Genomic DNA, 18,611 nt, shown 5'->3' on the forward strand with positions numbered 1-18,611 from the left:
GCGGCGCCGTCGCCGATTTGGTTACCGCAGGCACGCATCCGTCCTGCCCGAAACCCGCACGCTGAGAAGTGGCCGATCTCGCCGGCCCGGATCTGCCGCATTCCAGCGCGGCCGTCGCCGAACCGACGGTCCACGATCCGGATGCCAAAGGCCATTTCGGTGTGTACGGCGGGCGATTCGTCCCGGAAGCGCTGATGGCCGTGATCGAGGAGGTCACTGCCGCCTACGAAAAAGCGCGCGGTGACCAGCAATTCCTCGACGAGCTCGACCGCCTGCAGCGGCACTACAGCGGACGGCCGTCGCCGCTTTACGAAGCCGCCCGGCTCAGTGAGCATGCCGGCGGCGCGCGGATCTTCCTCAAGCGAGAAGACCTGAACCACACCGGATCTCACAAGATCAACAATGTGTTGGGCCAGGCACTGCTGGCCCGGCAGATGGGCAAGACCCGCGTCATCGCCGAGACCGGCGCCGGCCAGCACGGGGTGGCCACCGCAACCGCGTGTGCGCTGCTGGGTCTGGACTGCGTCGTCTACATGGGCGCCGTCGACACCGCCCGACAGGCGTTGAACGTCGCGCGGATGCGGCTGCTCGGATCGGAAGTCGTCTCGGTGGATTCCGGCTCGAAGACCCTCAAGGACGCCATCAACGAGGCGTTCCGCGACTGGGTGACCAATGCCGACAACACCTATTACTGCTTCGGCACCGCCGCCGGTCCGCATCCGTTTCCGACCATGGTCCGTGACTTTCAGCGGGTCATCGGGCTGGAGGCGCGCGTGCAGATCCAGGACCAGGCGGGCCGGCTGCCCGACGTGGTGACCGCGTGTGTGGGCGGAGGGTCCAATGCCATCGGCATCTTCCACGCGTTCATCGACGATCCCGGTGTCCGGTTGGTCGGCTACGAGGCGGCCGGCGACGGCGTCGAGACGGGTAGGCACGCAGCGACCTTCACCGGCGGCTCGCCGGGAGCGTTCCAGGGCTCGTTTTCTTATCTGCTGCAGGACGACGACGGACAGACCATCGAATCGCATTCGATCTCCGCGGGCCTGGACTATCCGGGCGTTGGCCCGGAACATGCATTCCTCAGGGACACCGGGCGTGCCGAGTACCGGCCGATCACCGATGCCGAGGCGATGGATGCGTTCGGGTTGCTGTGCAGGACCGAAGGCATCATCCCGGCGATCGAATCGGCCCACGCGGTGGCCGGCGCGGTGCAACTGGGCGCCGAACTGGGGCCGGGATCGGTCGTTCTGGTGAACATGTCGGGCCGCGGTGACAAGGACGTCGAGACGGCGGCCAACTGGTTCGGTCTGCTCGACGGCAAGGGGTCCACCCAGTCATGACGAGTCAGCTGTCAGGCTTGTTCGACGCATGTCGCCAGGACGGGCGTTCGGCGCTGATCGGTTATCTGCCGACCGGCTTTCCCGACGTGCCGACGTCGATCTCGGCGATGACCGCGCTGGTCGAATCCGGTTGTGACGTTGTGGAAGTCGGCGTGCCCTATTCCGACCCCGGTATGGACGGCCCAACCATCGCTACTGCCACCGCGGCTGCGCTGCGCGGCGGTGTCCGGGTGCGCGATTCCTTGGCGGCGGTGGAGGCCATCAGCAAGGCCGGCGGCCGCGCCGTTGTGATGACCTATTGGAATCCGGTATTGCATTACGGCGTGGACGCTTTCGCGCGCGATCTGGTGGCGGCCGGTGGCCTCGGATTGATCACGCCCGACCTGATTCCGGACGAGGCGGCCGAATGGCTGGCGGTATCCGATGCGCGCGATCTGGACCGTATCTTTCTGGTGGCGCCGTCGTCGACGCCGGAGCGGCTGGCGGCGACGGTCAAGGCATCGCGCGGATTCGTTTACGCCGCTTCCACAATGGGCGTAACGGGTGCCCGCGATGCGGTGTCGGTGGCCGCGCCCGAACTGGTGCGCCGTGTCAAGGCAGTGTCGGACATTCCGGTCGGCGTGGGGCTTGGGGTGCGGTCGCGTGAGCAGGCCGCTCAGATCGGCAGTTACGCCGACGGTGTGATTGTGGGTTCGGCCCTGGTGTCGGCGCTGAATGACGGCATTCCGGCCGTCCGTGCGCTGACCGAGGAACTGGCCGACGGTGTGCGGCAAAGGATTTCCGCATGACTACAACGACATTGGCCTACATTCCGAGCCCGTCGCAAGGTGTTTGGTATCTGGGGCCACTGCCCATTCGCGCCTACGCCCTGTTCATCATCGTCGGCATCATCGTCGCGTTGGTCATTGGCGACCGGCGCTGGCAGAACCGGGGCGGCGAGCCGGGCGTCATCTATGACATCGCGTTGCCGGCGGTGTTGTTCGGGCTGATCGGTGGACGGCTTTATCACGTCATCACCGACTGGTCGACATACTTCGGGCCGGGCGGCGCCGGCCTCGGTGCGGCGTTGAGCATCTGGGACGGCGGCCTGGGCATCTGGGGTGCGGTTGCGCTCGGTGGCGTCGGCGCATGGATAGGCTGCCGGCGGAAGGGGATTCCGTTGCCGGCGTTCGGCGATGCGATCGCGCCGGGAATCGTTCTGGCGCAGGCGATCGGCCGGCTTGGGAACTACTTCAACCAGGAGCTGTACGGCAGGACGACGACGCTGCCGTGGGGCCTGGAAATCTACGAGCGGCGCAACGCCAGCGGGGCGCTCGATCCACTGAATGGCGTCTCGACGGGCCAGTTGATCGAGGTGGTCCATCCCACATTTCTGTACGAATTGTTGTGGAACCTTTTGGTTTTCGCGCTGCTCATCTGGCTCGACCGCCGATTCAATATTGGCCATGGCCGGCTTTTTGCTTTGTATGTCGCCGCCTATTGCTTCGGCCGTTTCTGGATCGAGTTGATACGCAGTGACATGGCGACACATATTGCCGGGATTCGAATCAACTCCTTCGTGTCCGTCTTCGTGTTCATCGGCGCCGTGGTCTACATCATGGTCGCGCCGAAGGGCCGCGAGGATCCATCCGAGCTCCGCGGCAGGCCCGAGGAGGCGGTAACGCCGGAGGAGCGCGAGGAACTCGATGAGTTCGTCAAGGAGTTGGCGGGCGTCGCCTCGACGACCGGCGTGGTAGCGGCGGCGAAAGCCGCCGGCGAGATGGAGGACGAAGACGCCGAGGCTGCCGAGGCAGAGGCGGAGGCTGAAGAGCCGGCAGAGCCCGAGGCGGAGGCTGAAGAGCCGGAGGAGCCCGAGGCGGCCGCTGAAGCCGAACAACTTGCCGAGGATGTCGCGGACGCACCGGCAGAAGAGATCGCGGAGGCCGTTGCGTTCGCGGAGGCGGGTGAAGAAGCCGAGGCGGCCGAGCCGGCCGAAGGCCTGGGTGCCGTTGAGGGCGAGGAAGCGGTCGAGGCCACCGAGGCGGCGCCCGAGGCTGAGGTGGAATCCGAGCCGGCTGCCGAACCCGTCGAAGAGGAAGCTACAGCGGAGCCTGACGAGGCGGCCGAAGAAGTCGCGGATTCTGAACCCGAGGCGGCCGAGCCGACCGAAGGCCTGGGTGCCGTGGAGGGCGAGGAAGCGGTCGAGGTTGCGGAGGCGGTGCCCGAGGCCCATGAGGTCGCGGTAGAGGAAGCCGAGGAGGCCGCGGCTGTCGCTGACGAGGTAGCGGCCGAAACTGACGAAGAGCCCGAGCCCGAAGCCGACGAAGGCGCAGCGCCTGAGCCGGATTCCGAACCCGCGGCCGCCGATGAGCAGGAGACTGCTGGGGACGCCGAGGCCGAAGTGCTCGAACCAGAGGCGGAGTCCGGTGGTCGCGTACGCCGTTGGTTCCGTAATCGGCGCAGCCGCTGACCTCACTTATCCACAGTCGCGAATTCATCCACAGCCGAGGTCAGCCCAGATGACGTTTGTCAGGGCGGCGGAATAGTATCGAACACATGTTCGACGATTTGGCCGATGCGGGCGTGCTCGACGTGATGGCGTCGGCGTCGCGGGACGAGAGTGCGGCGTGTGCGCGGCGGCTGGCGGCCATCGGCGAGCTGTATGCGCGGCGCGCCCCTGACGATGATGTCGAGCGGACCAATTGGGCTATCGATGGGCATACCAGCCTGGTCGCCGAGATCGCGGCGGAATTGAACATCAGCCGGGGCCGGGCGGCCGGGCAGCTGGATTTCGCGATCCCGCTGCGGGAGCGGCTGCCGAAAGTCGCTGCGGTGTTCGGTAGCGGGGCGATCGACTACCGGATGATGGCCGCGCTGGTCAAGCGCAGCGACATCGTCGACGACGAGGACGCGTTAGCTCGACTGGATGCGGCTTTCGCGAAGTGGGCGCCGGCGTGGATGAGGATGTCGGGGCCCAAGCTGACCGAGCGCATCGACATGTGGGTGGAGAAATTCGATCCGGCAGGAGTGCGTGAGCCGCGCTTCCCGCGGGAGGACCGGTGCGTCGAGTTCGGTCCGGTCAACCGGGCGGGGCTGGCCGGCATCTGGGGCAGCCTGCCGGTGACGGATGCTGTCGTCGTCGATGATCGTCTGGATGCGGTGGCGGCCACAGTGTGCCGCAATGATTCGCGCACCGTCCGGCAGCGCCGCGCCGACGCGCTAGTGGCGATGGCCGCTGGGCAGGACCGGCTGGAATGTGGCTGCGGAGATCCGCAGTGCCCGGCCGCCGGCATAGCCGCCAAGCCTTGGGGCGAGGTTGTCATCCACCTGCTCGCCGAACAAGCAGCTGTTGACGGGCACTCGGAGAATCCCGGGTATCTCTCCGGGTTCGGGCCGGTGCCCGCCCCGCTACTGCGCGAACTGGCCGCCACCGCCAAACTAAAGCCGCTGCCGCTTCCGCCCCCGGTGGCCGAACCGAGCTATCGGCCCTCGACGGCACTAGCCGAGTTTGTCCGCTGCCGGGATCTGACCTGCCGGTTCCCCGGATGCACTGCGCCCGCCGAAGTGTGCGACATCGACCACACGATTGCATATCCGGTCGGGTCGACCCATCCGTCGAACTTGAAACTGCTGTGCCGTTTTCACCATCTGCTCAAGACCTTCTGGACAGGTGTAGGCGGCTGGGCGGATCGCCAGCTACCCGACGGAACCGTGATCTGGACCTCGCCCAGCGGGCGCATCTACACCACCAAGCCGGGCGGGAGCCTGTTCTTCCCCGCACTCGCCACACCGACCGGCCAAATCGTGGTGGCGGAGTCGGCCGGCGAATCAAGCGTCCATCGTGGGCTGATGATGCCCACTCGCAGGCGCACGCGAGCCCAGGACCGCGCCTATCGCATCGCCCGCGAGCGGGCGCCCAACGAGGTCCGCGTCTTCCTCGAACGCAAGCAAGAATTCCGTGCCTGGCTCCACACCAAACACGAACCACCACCCTTCTAGACGGTGTTGGCAGCGCGACCGATGTGGTAGTGGCGATCGTCGGGCCGGCTGAGCATTTCGGTCATCGTCTTACGGTCGTACGGCCACAGGTCGACGTTTCCCTCGTCGGTGAGATACCAAGAGTTGCAACCGGTATTCCAGACTGTCGGGCCGAGTGCTGTGGCGACGTCGTCGTTGAACTTCGCGGTCGCCTCCTCGGTGACTTCGATGGTGTCGATGTCCCCGTCGCGAAATCGCCGCAGCCAATGCGTGATGTAGCGCGCGGTTAGTTCTGCGGAGTACTGCAACGAAATCGAGCCGGTCGGTGAGTTGGGGCCCAGGACAGTGAAGAAGTTGGGGAAGCCCGGAATGGCCGTCATGCGGTACGCGCGTGGACCTTTGGCCCAGGCGTCATCGATGGACAGGCCGTCGCGGCCGTGCAGGTTCATCGGCCGCATGTAGTTGTGCGCCTGGAATCCGGTGGCGAACACCAACAGGTCGAACTCGGTTTCGCGCCCGTCGGCGGTCCGGATGCCACGCGGAGTGATCTCCTCGATCGCCGACATGACCAATTCGGCGTTGCGTGCGCGGATCGCCCGATAGTACGAGCCCGATATCACTTGGCGCTTGCAGAGTGGCTGGTAGTCCGGGGTGAGCAGGCCGCGAAACTCGCGGCCCCGGACCTGCACCCGCAGCGACCAGCGCGCGTATGCCTGTACCAGCCGGCGACGCCAGCTCGGCCGGGTAGCGACGTCGGCCAGGATGCCCGATCCCCGAAGCAGGGTGCCGTACAAGAAGTGATTGACCCGTGGCAGCCTTCGCAGCGCCCTGCCGAGCAGAGCGGGCTGGCGCAAGCCCATTGGCACCCACATCACCCACTGCGGAGTCCGGACAAAGTGGCTGATGGCGGCGGCCCTGCGCTGCAACGCCGAGACGACCTGCACACCGGTGGATCCGGTTCCGATGACGGCGATGCGCCGGCCGTCGGTTGTGATGTCGTCATCCCAGCGCGCGGTGTGGACCACGTCGCCGGTGAACGTATCGAGACCCTGAATTTCTGGCGTGTATGGGTGATGCAGCACGCCGGTTGCGGCGAGCACGAAGTCGGCTTCATGTTCGGTACCGTCAGCGGTTGCGATCTGCCATGCCGATCCGGTGAATGTGGCCGAGACGACCGTGGCATTCAATCGCAGGTGATCGTCGAGACCGAATTGGTCGACGACGTCGCGGAGGTAGCGCTGGATCTCATCGCCGGAGGCGAACAGACCCGTCCAGTCCGGTTTCGGCGCGAAGGAGAACTGGTACAGCTGCGAGGGCACGTCGCAGGTCAACCCGGGGTAGCGGTTCCAGTGCCACACCCCGCCGACGTCCGCGCCCTTCTCCAGGATGGTGACGTTGTGAAATCCGGCCCGCTGCAACGTAACCGCCGTGGCGATGCCGGCGACACCGGCTCCGATGATGACGATCCTCGGCTCTCGGTTCCTGGTCACTAATCCGCCTTCCGTGCCTGACCCTCAGCGGCGAACTTACTGGCGTTGTCAACGGCCAACTCCGGAACGACCGATTTTCTGGCATGCTGAGAACCATGACTGAGCCGCAGCCCGGTGGCACCGAGGGTGGGACGCCGCCTCCCCAACAACCGACGTACCAGCCGCCATCTCCGGGGTATACGCAGCCGCCCGGATACCCGCCACCAGGCCAGTACCCACAGCCCTACGCCGATCCGTCGGCGCCATACGGCCGCCATCCGCTCACCGGCGAGCCGCTGTCCGACAAGTCCAAGATCGTCGGCGGCCTGCTGCAATTGATCGGATTGTTCGGTCTCGTCGGCATCGGACGCATCTACCTCGGCTACACCGGACTGGGCATCGCCCAACTGGTCGTCGGCCTTCTTACCTGCGGTCTCGGTGCGGTCATCTGGGGCATCGTCGACGCAGTGCTCATCTTCACCGACAAAGTCCGTGACCCGGAGGGACGTCCCCTTCGTGAGGGAACCTAGCGCCGACATCAGCAGCCGGGGACGGCTGTACAGCGCACTCGGGGCGGGCGCGCTGCTGGGCGGTGCGCTCGCATACGTGGGTATCGCCGATCCGCACAGCTCCGACTTCGTCTTTCCGGCATGCCCGTTCAAGCTGCTGACGGGGTGGAATTGCCCGGCGTGCGGCGGCCTCCGGATGATCCACGACGTGCTGCACGGCGACCTCGCCGCCGCGGTCGTCGACAACGTCTTCCTTTTGGTGGGTCTGCCGGCGCTGTTGGTGTGGATCCTGGTGCGTTGGCGCCGCAGGCAACCGATCATGACGATGCCCGCGATCGTCGTCATCGCTGTCCTCACGATCACCTGGACGGTCGTACGCAACATGCCCGGGTTCCCGCTGGTGCCCACGCTTGTCGATGGCTAGCGGGACTATGCTGAGTCGTCGTGACTAGACGCGGAAAGATCGTCTGCACCCTGGGCCCGGCGACCAGTGAAGACCACGTCGTCAGGGCACTGGTCGAGGCCGGCATGGACGTTGCGCGGCTCAACTTCAGCCATGGCGAATACGCCGATCACGAGGCCTCCTACAAACGGGTACGCGCGGCGTCCGATGTGACCGGGCGCGCGGTTGGCATCCTGGCCGATCTGCAGGGCCCCAAGATCCGGCTCGGGAGATTCGCCGCCGGGCCCACTTATTGGGCCAACGGCGAAACCGTGCGTATCACCGTCGACGACGTCGAGGGCACCCACGACCGGGTGTCGACCACGTACAAGGAGCTCGCCCAGGACGCCGCTCCCGGGGACCGGCTGCTGGTGGACGATGGCAACGTCGGATTGGTCGTCGAACACATCGACGGCAACGACGTGGTGTGCACGGTGACCGAGGGCGGACCGGTCAGCAACAACAAGGGGATCTCGCTGCCCGGGATGAACGTGTCGGTGCCCGCGTTGTCGGAAAAGGACATCGAGGACCTCGAGTTCGCCATGCGGCTCGGCGTCGACCTCGTCGCGCTGTCGTTCGTGCGGTCGCCCGCCGACGTCGAGTTGGTGCACGGAGTGATGGACCGGGTGGGCCGGCGGGTGCCGGTCATCGCCAAGCTGGAGAAGCCCGAAGCGGTCGACAACCTCGAAGCCATCGTGCTGGCGTTCGATGCGATCATGGTCGCCCGCGGCGACCTCGGCGTCGAACTGCCCCTGGAAGAAGTTCCGCTGGTGCAGAAGCGCGCGATCCAAATGGCAAGGGAGAACGCCAAACCCGTCATCGTCGCTACCCAGATGCTGGAGTCGATGATCGAGCACTCCCGGCCGACGCGCGCCGAGGCCTCCGACGTCGCCAACGCCGTGCTCGACGGCACCGATGCGGTGATGCTGTCCGGCGAGACCTCGATCGGCAAGTACCCGCTCGAGGCGGTCAAGACGATGGCCCGCATCATCTCCGCGGTCGAGCAGAACTCGGTTGCCGCGCCGCCGCTGACGCACGTGCCCCGGACCAAGCGCGGTGTCATCTCGTATGCCGCCCGTGATATCGGCGAACGGCTGGATGCCAAGGCGCTGGTGGCATTCACCCAGTCGGGTGACACGGTCAAGCGGCTGGCACGGTTGCACACCCCGCTGCCGGTGCTGGCGTTCACCGCCCTTCCCGAGGTTCGCAGCCAGCTGGCACTGACCTGGGGCACCGAGACGTTCATCGTGCCGCACATAGAGAGCACCGACGGCATGATTCGTCAGGTCGACAAGTCGCTGCTCGACCTCGGTCGCTACAAGCGCGGTGACCTGGTGGTCATCGTCGCTGGCGCGCCACCGGGCACAGTAGGCTCGACCAACCTGATCCACGTGCATCGGATCGGGGAGGACGACGTATAGGGAGAATGCGAGTGCCGGTCGGCGATTTCGAAGAACTGCTGGCGGTACTCGACCTCCACCGCGTCGACGACAACACGTTCGTCGGATCCCACCCCAGTAAGAACCCGCCCCGCACGTTCGGTGGCCAGATGATGGCGCAGGCTTTCGTGGCGGCGAGCCGCAGCCTGACCCGGGACTGTCCGCCCGGCGCGCTGTCGGTGCATTTCATCGCCGGCGGCGACCCGGCGAAGGATCTCGAGTTCCACGTGGTCCGGTTGCGGGACGAGCGCCGCTTCGCCAACCGGCGGGTCGACGTGATGCAGGACGGCGAACTGCTGACCACGGCGATGGTCTCGTTCGTCGACGGCGGCCGTGGGCTCGAGCATGGCATCGCACCCCCCGAGGTGCCAGACCCGTTGTCCCTACCCAAGATTGGCGATTTACTTCGCGGCTATGAGGAGACCGTGCCGCAGTTCGTCAATGCCCTGCAACCGATTGAGTGGCGCTACACCAACGACCCGGCTTGGGTGATGCGGGACAAGGGCGAGCGGCTCGATCACAACCGGGTGTGGCTGAAAACGGAAGGCGCCCTGCCAGCAGACCCAGTGCTGCATGCCGCCGCGTTGGTGTACTCATCGGACACCACGGTGCTCGACTCGATCATCACCACGCACGGATTGTCGTGGGGCTACGACCGGATCTTCGCCGCGACGGTCAACCACTCGGTGTGGTTCCATCGCCCGATCCGGTTCGACGAGTGGGTGTTGTACTCGACGTCCTCGCCGGTGGCCGCCGATTCGCGCGGTCTGGGAACCGGTCATTTCTTCGACCAAGCGGGGCACTTGCTGGCCACCGTGGTGCAGGAAGGCATCGTCAAATACTTTCCAGGCGCAAAGCGATGAAGTCGACTAGGGCGTAGCCGGCGCCGGCGTGGTGAGGGTGACGTTGAACCTGTCCCCGACGCGCTCCCGGAACTGGTCGGCGCACCGCTGCGCGGCCTCCTGGTCCGAGCCCGCCTGCGACACGCAGTCGATGTAGTCGGTGGCGCCGGCCCTTTCGAAGAACTGGTACCAGATCGGAATGAAGACGATTCCCAGCACGATCGCCAAGATCCCGAGCACGATGCCGGCCGTCGAGACCCCGCCGTTGGTGGCCTCGCCGCGCTTGACCCGGCCGCGTGCGGCAAAGCCGATGATCACCGCGACCAGGCCGAGGATGATGCCGCCGAACACCGTCCAGCAGAACACCAGCGCGACGATCGCAATGATCAACGCGGTGATGCCAAGCCCGTTCTTGGGTCCGGTGGGCGGCGGGGTGAACCCCGCATACGGTACCGGCGGCGGAGGCGGATAGCCCCCGGGGTACGGAGGCTGCTGCGGGTACGGCGGCTGCGGCTGGGGAGGCTTGTCCGGCTCGGTCATGACGCTGCGGGCTCTGCGGGCGCTGCCGGCTCTGCTCGATCCGATGGTGACTTGGCGGCCTTGCGGACGCCGAATGCCGAGACGACCTCAAACACCCCGATGACGACCAGCCAGATGCCGACCACGAGGGCGAGGATGGCGATCGATTCGAACGGCGACGCCATCACCACGATGCCGGCGATGAGGCTGATCACGCCGATGAAGATGTGCCAGCCGCGGCCGGGCACGTCGGGGTCGCTGATGGCCGACACCGTCGTTGCGACACCGCGGAAGATGAACCCGACACCGATCCAGATCGCCAGCAGCAACACCGCATAGCCCTCGCCGAAACGGCGTAACGCCAGTATGGCCAGGATCAACGCCGCGGCACCGCTGATGAAGAGCAAGATTCGGCCGCCGGCGTTGACCTTGAGGCTGAACGCCATCACGACCTGACTGATGCCGATCACCAGCAGATACGCACCGAACACGATGGCGGCCACCAGGATCGAGATGCCCGGCCACGCAAGCACGACGATGCCAAGGATCACCGCCAACAGTCCGGACACCAGCTCTGACTTCCATAGGTGCGGCAACAGACTTGGAGCGGTTTCGGTAGTCATGATCAAAGTGTTTCACAGCGCCAACGGCCCGGCAGAACAATAGGCGGAAGTGCGGCGCAACCCCGTCATCGTCGTTAATGTTCACCTACGTTAACCGCCCAACGCAGAGAGATGAGGCAACCGTGTTAGGTAGAACTGGGGACCGTCGGCGGAAGATGTGGCGCGTCGCAGTGGTGTTCGTTGCGGCCGGCGCTCTCGCCGTTTCGGGCTGTTCAAGTGAATCCGATCCGAGCGAGTCGGCGCCCGGGAGCACGCCCGTGACCGCCGAGAAGGTCGATGCGATCGCGAATACCGTGCCCGAGCCCATCAAGTCTTCGGGGAAGCTGATCGTCGGCGTCAACATTCCGTATGCGCCAAACGAGTTCAAGGACCCCAGCGGCACGATCGTCGGCTTCGACGTCGATCTGATGAACGCGATCGCCGGCACCCTCGGCCTGACTCCGGAATACCGCGAGGCGGACTTCGCCAAGATCATCCCGTCGATCCAGGGCGACACCTTCAACGTCGGCATGTCGTCGTTCACCGACACCAAGGAGCGCGAGGAAACCGTCGACTTCGTGACCTACTTCTCGGCCGGCATCCTGTGGGCGCAGCGGCCGGGCGCGCCGATCGACCCGAACAACGCCTGCGGAAAGAAGGTGGCGGTGCAGGCCACCACGGTCGAGGAGACCGAAGAGCTACCGGCAAAGAGCAAGGCGTGCACGGATGCGGGCCAGCCGGCGATCGAGATCGTGAAGTTCGACGCCCAGGACGCCGCGACCAACGCCGTAATTGTCGGCCAGGCCGACGCGATGTCGGCGGACTCACCGGTCACCGCGTACGCCATCAAGCAGAGCAACGGCAAGCTGGAGGCCGCGGGCGAGATCGCCGAAGCCGCGCCCTACGGCTGGCCGGTGAAGAAGGGGTCGCCGCTCGCGCAGTCGCTCCAGCAGGCCCTCGAGCACCTGATCGCGAACGGCACCTACAAGCAGATCGCGACCAACTGGGGTGTCGAGTCCGGGATGATCGACAAGCCGGTGATCAACGGCGCGATCAACTGAGTTCGGGGCGCCGAAATGACTGATGTCGACACGTCGCCATCCAGCAGCCCGGCCGCGATCGATGCCGTCCCGCTGCGTCATCCGTGGCGGTGGGTGGCGGCGGTCGTCATCGTCATCTCGTTGGGCCTGTTCCTCTACGGGGTGGCTTCCAATCCGCTCTACCGGTGGCAGGTCTTCGGGGAATACCTGTTCAACGAGCGGATCCTGACGGGTGTATTGATCACCCTGCAGCTCACCGTCTACGCCATGGTGCTGGCGATCGTGCTCGGCGTGATTCTCGCGGTGATGCGGCTGTCGCCGAACCCGGTGTTCAAGTCGGTGGCATGGGTCTACCTGTGGATCTTCCGCGGCACGCCAATCTACGTGCAGTTGGCGTTCTGGGGCCTGATTCCCACGATTTACCGGAACATTCAGCTAGGCGTCCCGTTTGGCCCGACGTTCTTCGACATTCAACTGACGAGTCCGAACTTCTTCGTCCTCGCGATGCTCGGCCTGGCCCTCAATGAGGCCGCCTATATGGCCGAAATCATCCGTGCCGGAATCAATTCCGTGCCGGAGGGTCAGTCGGAGGCGTCGATGGCGTTGGGCATGTCGTGGGGACTCACGATGCGCCGCACGGTGCTTCCGCAGGCGATGCGGGTGATCATCCCGCCGACCGGCAACGAGGTCATCAGCATGCTGAAGACCACATCGCTGGTGACCGCCGTCCCGTACAGCTACGACCTGTACAGCATTGCCATGCGCGAAATCGCCGCGCGGGAGTTCGAGCCGGTGCCGCTGGCGCTGGTGGCGGTGGCCTGGTACCTGGTGTTGACGAGCATTCTGATGGTCGGCCAGTACTACCTGGAGCGCTACTACTCGCGTGGTGCATCGCGCCAACTGACCTCCAAGCAGCTGGAAGCCTTGGCCTCGGCGCAGCTGGCGGAGAAGGGGGGACCGGCCGCATGACGCCAATGGTGAAAGCCGAGGCGGTCTGCAAGAGCTTCGGCGCCTTGGAGGTGCTGAAAGGCATAACGCTGGAGGTCGGCAGGGGCGAGGTGCTGTGCATGGTGGGCCCGTCCGGCTCCGGCAAGTCGACGTTCCTGCGCTGCATCAACCACTTGGAGCAGGTGAACGCCGGCCGGCTGTACGTCGACGGCGTGTTGATCGGCTACCGGGAACGCGGTGCCAAGCTGCATGAGATGCCCACCCGGGAGGCGGCCAAGCAGCGACGCGACATCGGGATGGTGTTTCAGCACTTCAACCTGTTCCCGCACCGCACGGCGCTGGAGAACATCGTCGAGGCGCCGGTGCAGGTGAAGAAGGTCAAGAAGCGCGAGGCCGTCGACCGGGCGCGTGACCTACTCAACCAGGTTGGCTTGACCGAAAAGGCCGAAGCCTATCCCGCCCAGTTGTCCGGCGGCCAGCAGCAGCGGGTGGCGATCGCCCGTGCCCTCGCGATGAACCCGAAACTGATGCTGTTCGACGAACCCACCTCGGCGCTGGATCCGGAGCTGGTGGGGGAGGTGCTCGGGGTGATGAAAAAGCTTGCCGACGAAGGCATGACGATGGTGGTGGTCACCCATGAGATGGGGTTCGCCCGTGAGGTCGCCGACCAACTGGTGTTCATGGACGCGGGAGTCGTGGTGGAAAACGGGCCTCCGCGGGAGGTGCTCAGCAACCCGAAACATGAACGTACGAAAGCTTTTCTGTCCAAGGTGCTCTAGATCCTATGCAGGCTAGCGCACCGGATCCAACGACGCCGCTATGGCGCGCGGCGCAGGTCTTCCGGTTGCTCAGTTGCATCTACGCGCTCGGCTTTCAGATCGCGATCAACAGCGACCTGGAGCACTCCGCGATCGGCTGGCTGCTGTTCGCCGTACTGATGGGGTGGAGCGTGGCCTGCGCGGCGGCCTACCTCCAGGGATTCGGCCGCACGCCGGCCTGGGTGCTGGCGGAAATCGTCGTGGTGGCGGCCTTGGTGCTCTCCACCGAGCTGATCGCCTCCGACCAGTGGGTGGCGGACAACCAGTCCTGGCCCACGACGCTGTGGGCGACCAACGCGACGATCTCGGCAGCGATCATGTTCGGTCCCATCGGCGGCATGCTCACCGGTGTGGTGGTGATGGCGGCCAGCGCCGCGCTGAAGGGATACATCAGCGTCGACCTCGGCCGCAACGCCACGATTGTCATTGAGCTGGCGGTGGGGCTGGCGGTGGGGATGGCCGCGCAGACCGCTCGTCGCGCCCACGCCGAACTCGAACGGGCGGCGAAGCTGGCGGCGTCGCTCGAGGAGCGCGAGCGGTTGTCCCGTCAGGTGCACGACGGTGCGATCCAGGTACTCGCGCTGATGTCGCGTCGCGGCCGCGAGATTGGCGGTGAGACAGCGGAATTGGCCGAATTGGCCGGCGAGCAGGAGCGTGCGCTGCGACGCCTGGTGAGCTCCGCGGACGCCGAGCCGGAAGTAGGTGGGCTGACCGATGTCGGTGCCCTGCTGCGACGACGGGCCTCGGATCGAGTATCGGTCAGCGTGCCGGCCGACCCGGTATTGCTCGACGCAAACGTCGCTGAGGAGTTGTCTGCGGCGGCCGGCAATGCGCTCGACAATGTCGTCGCCCATGCCGGACCCGATGCCCGGGCGTATGTCTTGTTGGAGGATCTCGGCGACTCGGTCACCGTGAGCATCCGCGACGACGGCATCGGCATCCCGGCCGGGCGGCTCGAGGAGGCGGTGGATCAGGGGCGCGTCGGTGTCGCCAAATCGATTGTCGGACGGATGAATTGGCTCGGCGGAAGCGCGACGCTGAACACCGGGCCGGGACGTGGGACGGAATGGGAACTGACGATACCCCGACGGTGATGGTCGTCGACGACCATCCGATCTGGCGGGACGCGGTGGCTCGCGACCTGGCCGAGGACGGCTTCACCGTGGTCGCCACTGCCGACGGTGTGGCGTCGGCCCGCAGGCGGGCCGCGGTCGTGCAGCCGGACGTCGTGGTGATGGACATGCGGCTGCCCGACGGCGACGGTGCCCAGGCGACCGCCGAGGTGCTCGCGGTCTCAGCGTCGTCGAAGATCCTGGTGCTGTCCGCGTCCGACGAGCGCGACGACGTGCTGGAGGCCGTAAAGGCCGGCGCCACCGGATATCTCGTCAAGAGCGCGTCCAAATCCGAACTCGGCGACGCCGTCCGGGCCACCGCGGAGGGACGCGCGGTGTTCACGCCCGGCCTGGCCGGACTGGTGCTGGGCGAGTACCGGCGCATCGCGCAGGGCCCGGCCTCGGGTTCGACGCCCAGCCTGACCGAGCGTGAAACCGAGATCCTGCGCCACGTCGCCAAGGGGCTGACCGCCAAACAGATCGCGGCACGGTTGTCGTTGAGCCACCGCACCGTCGAGAACCACGTGCAGGCCACATTCCGCAAGTTGCAGGTCGCCAACCGGGTCGAATTGGCGCGCTACGCCATCGAACACGGCTTAGACGAATAGGCCGATGAATAGCGGGATTGGGTAGTCCTACTCATCCGCCGGGCACCCGAACGTTGCGACCATACCGGCATGACCCAACCGCATCACGCCGTCGTCACCCGGCTTTCCGCGGAATTCGCCGCAATGTCCCAACAACTGGCCCGGGTATCGGCCGACCTCACCGAGTTGGACCGAGTGCTGGCCCACCGGCCCCAAGTTCCGGCGCCGCAGCCCTATGCACCGCCGCCCGCCCCGTACTGGCCACCGCAACATCCGCACGCCGCTCCGGCGGCCGCCCCGCCGCCGCCACCGCGACCCCGGCCCCAATCCCCGCGGCCACCGCGTGACGCGAGTTGGATCGGCAAGGCCCTGGCCGTCGCCGGTGTCGCGGTCACCCTCATCGGTGTGGTGCTGCTGCTGGTGCTCGCGGCGCAGGCCGGGATCCTGCGGCCGGAAATCCGGGTCGGCGCGGGCGCGGTGCTGGCCGGTGCGCTGGTCGGCGTCGCCGGTTGGCTGTACGCCCGGCCGGGCGGGCGAGTCGGCGCGATCGCGCTGGCGGCGACCGGCGTCGCGGCGGCGTACATGGATGTCATCGCGGTAACCACGATCTATGACTGGGTATCCGCTCCGGTCGGCCTGGCGCTAGCGGCGTTGATCGGTGGCGGCGGCCTGATGCTGGCACGGCGCTGGGACTCCCAGCACCTCGGCCTGCTGGTGCTGGTGCCGCTGATCGTCCTCGCCCCGGCGGTGACCGACGGCATCACGCTGTTGCTGATCGGGTTCATGCTCGCCATCTCGGCGGCCTCGCTGCCCACGCAGCTCGGCAAGGACTGGATCTGGCTGCACGCTGCCAGGATCGCCGCCGCGACCCTTCCACTGTTGGTGGCGCTGGCCGCGGCGCACGTCGGCGACAGCAACGACGCGTGGCTGGCGGGTGCCTGCGGCATTGCCGCGGTGCTGGCCATCGTCGGTGCGCTGATCCTGTTGCCGGCCACCGGAAACCGGGTGGTGATGGCGTTGCTGACGACGGCCGGCGTGATTCCGGTGCTGTCCGCGTCGCTGGCCGTCGACCGGGTGGCCGCCGCCTTGATGGCCGCCGCCCTGGCAATCGCGATGCTGGCGATCGTGCTGATCGGCGATCGGCTGCCCGGGGTCACCAAGGTCGTCCGGCAGATCTGGTCGGCGACCTCGGCGGTGTCCGCGCTGATCGCGGTGACCGTCGCGTTCGACGGCGAGGTGGCCGGGCCGGTGTTGCTGGCGATGGCGGTCGTGGTGGCCATCGCGGGGCGTCGCGACGCCGTTGCCCGGTGGGCGGCGATCGGGTTCGCCGTCGTCGGCGGTGGGTTCTACCTCGGGTACGCGCCGCCCAGCTCGTTGGTGCGGGCCACCGAGCTGGCCACCCCGGAAGCGGTCTCCACGCTGGTGGCCAGCATCCTGCTGATCGCCTGCGCCGTCGCGATCGTCTGGTCGTGGGTCGGCCGTCGCGCCGGCGGCAACGCGGTCGACGACGAAGGGGTCCGCATCATGTGGGCGGGCTCGGCAGTGGTGATCGTCTATGCGATCACCACCTTCACCGTCACCGCCGGTGTGCTGATCGGTGGCACGGGCGGCGGATTCTTCGCCGGCCACATGGCAGCGACGATCTGCTGGATCGCGATGGCGGCGGCGTTGTTCGTTTACGCGGCGCGGTTGTCGCGCGACGACCGATCGCTGCCGATTGCCGGTGGCCTGGCCCTGGTCGCAGCGGCGATGGCCAAACTGTTCCTGTTCGACCTCGGAACGCTGGACGGCATGTTCCGGGTCGCGGTGTTCATCGTCGTCGGGTTGGTGCTACTCGGCATGGGAGCCGGTTACGCCCGGCTGCTGGCACAGCAGGACCAGCAGCAGGTGTGATGCCACTCATACGCTAATCTGGATTCATTCCAGATTAGGAGGCGTTGAACAGATCATGAGCACACGTCGAACCGAAACCGATATCCAGGGCTTTGCGGCGTCGCGCCAACTCGGTGACAGCCTGCAGCGCGTCCTGGTCGACCTCATCGAACTGCACCTGCAGGGCAAGCAGGCGCACTGGAACGTGGTCGGAACGAACTTCCGCGACCTGCACCTGCAGCTCGACGAACTCGTCGACTTCGCGCGCGAGGCCAGCGACACCATCGCCGAGCGGATGCGTGCCCTCGATGCGGTCCCGGACGGGCGTTCCGACACCGTCGCGGGCAGCACGACGCTGCCGCAGTTCCCGGCCTACGAGCGCAGCACCGCCGACGTCGTCGACCTGATCACCGCGCGGGCCTACGCGGCCGTCGACACCATGCGCACGGTGCATGACGGGGTCGATGCCGAGGACCCCAGCACCGCCGACATCCTGCATCAGCTGATCGACGGCCTGGAGAAGCTGGCCTGGCTGATCAAGTCGGAGAACCGCAAGGTTTAAGCCGCCGGACCGCAGATCGCGTCGATCGTCGCGTCGATCAGCGCATCGATCGCGGCGGCCGGCGCGCCGGTTCGTGCCCGCAGGGCGATGTTGTTCAGCGTCGCGGTCGCGATGTGGGCCAGCGCGGCCGGGGGAGCGGAGTCAACTGCCCGTCGCGCGCCGCCCGCACCTTCGGGTCGCGGGTCGCTTCGGTGACGGCGGTTCCGATCAGAAAGCAGCCCCTCGGCGCTTGGTCGCCGGCCTGGTAGAAGGCGCACGCGCCCTGGTACACGGCACGCAGTCCGTCGCGCAGCGACCGGGGTTCGTCGAGTCGCCGGCCGAGTGCGGCCACGCTGGCCCGCGAGTATTCCGCGACCGCCCGCAGGTACAGCGCCCGTTTGTCGCCGAACGCGGCGTAGATGCTGGGCCGGTTCATCCCCATGCCGGCGGCCAGGTCGTCCAGCGACGTCCCGGCAAATCCCTTCCGCCAGAACGTATCCCGGGCCTGATCCAGCGCGATGTCGGGGTCATAGGCCCGCCGACCCCGGCCAGCTATGACGCCGAGGTCGAACAC

General features: G+C 66.6%; 19 protein-coding genes. 15 read left to right on the forward strand and 4 right to left on the reverse strand.

The features are described 5' to 3' along the window. Nucleotides 1-68 precede the first annotated feature (68 nt). The 4 genes from trpB (at nt 69) to ACRDU5_RS01450 (ending at nt 5,318) form a co-directional block, all read left to right on the forward strand. Nucleotides 69-1,340 (forward strand): tryptophan synthase subunit beta, encoded by a 1,272-nt coding sequence (trpB, locus tag ACRDU5_RS01435; protein ID WP_526612437.1) that lies wholly within the window; start codon nt 69-71, stop codon nt 1,338-1,340. Continuing rightward, nucleotides 1,337-2,128 (forward strand): tryptophan synthase subunit alpha, encoded by a 792-nt coding sequence (gene trpA, locus ACRDU5_RS01440; protein ID WP_526612438.1) that lies wholly within the window; start codon nt 1,337-1,339, stop codon nt 2,126-2,128. Before trpB ends, trpA begins: the two co-directional genes overlap by 4 nt. After that, nucleotides 2,125-3,789 (forward strand): prolipoprotein diacylglyceryl transferase, encoded by a 1,665-nt coding sequence (gene lgt, locus ACRDU5_RS01445; RefSeq protein ID WP_526612439.1) that lies wholly within the window; start codon nt 2,125-2,127, stop codon nt 3,787-3,789. The genes trpA and lgt overlap by 4 nt, the downstream gene beginning before the upstream one ends. Before the next feature lie 86 nt (nt 3,790-3,875). Next, on the forward strand, nt 3,876-5,318 hold the full coding sequence (locus tag ACRDU5_RS01450) for an HNH endonuclease signature motif containing protein (protein ID WP_526612440.1): 1,443 nt from the start codon (nt 3,876-3,878) through the stop codon (nt 5,316-5,318). Here the strand turns inward: ACRDU5_RS01450 and ACRDU5_RS01455 are convergent. Then, on the reverse strand, nt 5,315-6,787 hold the full coding sequence (locus tag ACRDU5_RS01455) for a flavin-containing monooxygenase (protein ID WP_526612441.1): 1,473 nt from the start codon (nt 6,785-6,787) through the stop codon (nt 5,315-5,317). The genes ACRDU5_RS01450 and ACRDU5_RS01455 overlap by 4 nt on opposite strands. A 95-nt stretch (nt 6,788-6,882) precedes the next feature. Between ACRDU5_RS01455 and ACRDU5_RS01460 the strand changes: the two genes are divergently transcribed. The 4 genes from ACRDU5_RS01460 to ACRDU5_RS01475 are packed head-to-tail and all read left to right on the forward strand — an operon-like array spanning nt 6,883 to nt 10,019. Next, nucleotides 6,883-7,296 carry an NINE protein gene (locus tag ACRDU5_RS01460; RefSeq protein WP_526612442.1) on the forward strand — a complete coding sequence of 138 codons (414 nt, stop codon included), beginning with the start codon at nt 6,883-6,885 and terminating at the stop codon, nt 7,294-7,296. Further along, nucleotides 7,283-7,699 carry a DUF2752 domain-containing protein gene (locus ACRDU5_RS01465; protein ID WP_526612443.1) on the forward strand — a complete coding sequence of 139 codons (417 nt, stop codon included), beginning with the start codon at nt 7,283-7,285 and terminating at the stop codon, nt 7,697-7,699. Before ACRDU5_RS01460 ends, ACRDU5_RS01465 begins: the two co-directional genes overlap by 14 nt. A 20-nt stretch (nt 7,700-7,719) precedes the next feature. Then, a complete protein-coding gene (pyk, locus tag ACRDU5_RS01470; protein ID WP_526612444.1) occupies nt 7,720-9,138 on the forward strand; it encodes a pyruvate kinase in 1,419 nt (472 codons plus the stop codon). Between the two features lie 5 nt (nt 9,139-9,143). Continuing rightward, a complete protein-coding gene (locus ACRDU5_RS01475) occupies nt 9,144-10,019 on the forward strand; it encodes an acyl-CoA thioesterase II (protein WP_526612445.1) in 876 nt (291 codons plus the stop codon). A gap of 6 nt (nt 10,020-10,025) precedes the next feature. Here ACRDU5_RS01475 and ACRDU5_RS01480 read toward each other — a convergent pair whose 3' ends face one another. Then, nucleotides 10,026-10,538 carry a DUF4190 domain-containing protein gene (locus tag ACRDU5_RS01480; RefSeq protein ID WP_526612446.1) on the reverse strand — a complete coding sequence of 171 codons (513 nt, stop codon included), beginning with the start codon at nt 10,536-10,538 and terminating at the stop codon, nt 10,026-10,028. Continuing rightward, nucleotides 10,535-11,140, reverse strand: a complete 606-nt coding sequence (locus ACRDU5_RS01485) for an HdeD family acid-resistance protein (protein WP_526612447.1) — start codon at nt 11,138-11,140, stop codon at nt 10,535-10,537. The genes ACRDU5_RS01480 and ACRDU5_RS01485 overlap by 4 nt, the downstream gene beginning before the upstream one ends. Before the next feature lie 155 nt (nt 11,141-11,295). On the opposite strand from ACRDU5_RS01485, the gene ACRDU5_RS01490 reads away from it, so the two are divergent. The 7 genes from ACRDU5_RS01490 (at nt 11,296) to ACRDU5_RS01520 (ending at nt 18,058) form a co-directional block, all read left to right on the forward strand. Beyond that, nucleotides 11,296-12,180, forward strand: coding sequence for an ABC transporter substrate-binding protein (locus ACRDU5_RS01490; protein WP_526612448.1), 885 nt, complete (start codon nt 11,296-11,298; stop codon nt 12,178-12,180). 15 nt (nt 12,181-12,195) lie between these two features. Next, nucleotides 12,196-13,128 carry an amino acid ABC transporter permease gene (locus tag ACRDU5_RS01495; RefSeq protein ID WP_526612449.1) on the forward strand — a complete coding sequence of 311 codons (933 nt, stop codon included), beginning with the start codon at nt 12,196-12,198 and terminating at the stop codon, nt 13,126-13,128. Nucleotides 13,129-13,133: 5 nt separating this feature from the next. Continuing rightward, nucleotides 13,134-13,886: an amino acid ABC transporter ATP-binding protein gene (locus ACRDU5_RS01500; RefSeq protein WP_526612455.1), complete on the forward strand. Its 753-nt coding sequence runs from the start codon at nt 13,134-13,136 to the stop codon at nt 13,884-13,886. A 5-nt stretch (nt 13,887-13,891) separates the two neighbouring features. Then, a complete protein-coding gene (gene macS / locus ACRDU5_RS01505; RefSeq protein ID WP_526612450.1) occupies nt 13,892-15,019 on the forward strand; it encodes a MacS family sensor histidine kinase in 1,128 nt (375 codons plus the stop codon). Further along, entirely contained in the window at nt 14,992-15,645 is a 654-nt protein-coding gene (locus ACRDU5_RS01510) for a response regulator transcription factor (RefSeq protein ID WP_526612451.1), read from the forward strand. Before macS ends, ACRDU5_RS01510 begins: the two co-directional genes overlap by 28 nt. Nucleotides 15,646-15,714: 69 nt before the next feature. Then, nucleotides 15,715-17,517, forward strand: a complete 1,803-nt coding sequence (locus ACRDU5_RS01515; RefSeq protein WP_526612452.1) for a DUF2339 domain-containing protein — start codon at nt 15,715-15,717, stop codon at nt 17,515-17,517. A 55-nt stretch (nt 17,518-17,572) separates the two neighbouring features. Continuing rightward, on the forward strand, nt 17,573-18,058 hold the full coding sequence (locus ACRDU5_RS01520) for a Dps family protein (RefSeq protein ID WP_526612453.1): 486 nt from the start codon (nt 17,573-17,575) through the stop codon (nt 18,056-18,058). 94 nt (nt 18,059-18,152) lie between these two features. On the opposite strand, the gene ACRDU5_RS01525 is transcribed toward ACRDU5_RS01520, so the two are convergent. Continuing rightward, nucleotides 18,153-18,611: TetR/AcrR family transcriptional regulator (locus tag ACRDU5_RS01525; RefSeq protein WP_526612454.1), on the reverse strand; the 459-nt coding region annotated here is incomplete at its 5' end.

The organism is Mycobacterium sp., assembly GCF_050701515.1.
Taxonomy (GTDB): domain Bacteria; phylum Actinomycetota; class Actinomycetes; order Mycobacteriales; family Mycobacteriaceae; genus Mycobacterium.

Excerpts from the sequence above, each read along its gene's own strand:
- trpA (WP_526612438.1), top strand. The coding sequence starts at position 1,337 with ATGACGAGTCAGCTGTCAGGCTTGTTCGACGCATGTCGCCAGGACGGG.
- lgt (WP_526612439.1), top strand. The coding sequence starts at position 2,125 with ATGACTACAACGACATTGGCCTACATTCCGAGCCCGTCGCAAGGTGTT.
- ACRDU5_RS01450 (WP_526612440.1), top strand. The coding sequence starts at position 3,876 with ATGTTCGACGATTTGGCCGATGCGGGCGTGCTCGACGTGATGGCGTCG.
- ACRDU5_RS01460 (WP_526612442.1), top strand. The coding sequence starts at position 6,883 with ATGACTGAGCCGCAGCCCGGTGGCACCGAGGGTGGGACGCCGCCTCCC.
- ACRDU5_RS01475 (WP_526612445.1), top strand. The coding sequence starts at position 9,144 with ATGCGAGTGCCGGTCGGCGATTTCGAAGAACTGCTGGCGGTACTCGAC.
- ACRDU5_RS01480 (WP_526612446.1), bottom strand. The coding sequence starts at position 10,538 with ATGACCGAGCCGGACAAGCCTCCCCAGCCGCAGCCGCCGTACCCGCAG.
- ACRDU5_RS01485 (WP_526612447.1), bottom strand. The coding sequence starts at position 11,140 with ATGACTACCGAAACCGCTCCAAGTCTGTTGCCGCACCTATGGAAGTCA.
- ACRDU5_RS01490 (WP_526612448.1), top strand. The coding sequence starts at position 11,296 with ATGTGGCGCGTCGCAGTGGTGTTCGTTGCGGCCGGCGCTCTCGCCGTT.
- ACRDU5_RS01495 (WP_526612449.1), top strand. The coding sequence starts at position 12,196 with ATGACTGATGTCGACACGTCGCCATCCAGCAGCCCGGCCGCGATCGAT.
- ACRDU5_RS01500 (WP_526612455.1), top strand. The coding sequence starts at position 13,134 with ATGGTGAAAGCCGAGGCGGTCTGCAAGAGCTTCGGCGCCTTGGAGGTG.
- macS (WP_526612450.1), top strand. The coding sequence starts at position 13,892 with ATGCAGGCTAGCGCACCGGATCCAACGACGCCGCTATGGCGCGCGGCG.
- ACRDU5_RS01510 (WP_526612451.1), top strand. The coding sequence starts at position 14,992 with ATGGGAACTGACGATACCCCGACGGTGATGGTCGTCGACGACCATCCG.
- ACRDU5_RS01515 (WP_526612452.1), top strand. The coding sequence starts at position 15,715 with ATGACCCAACCGCATCACGCCGTCGTCACCCGGCTTTCCGCGGAATTC.
- ACRDU5_RS01520 (WP_526612453.1), top strand. The coding sequence starts at position 17,573 with ATGAGCACACGTCGAACCGAAACCGATATCCAGGGCTTTGCGGCGTCG.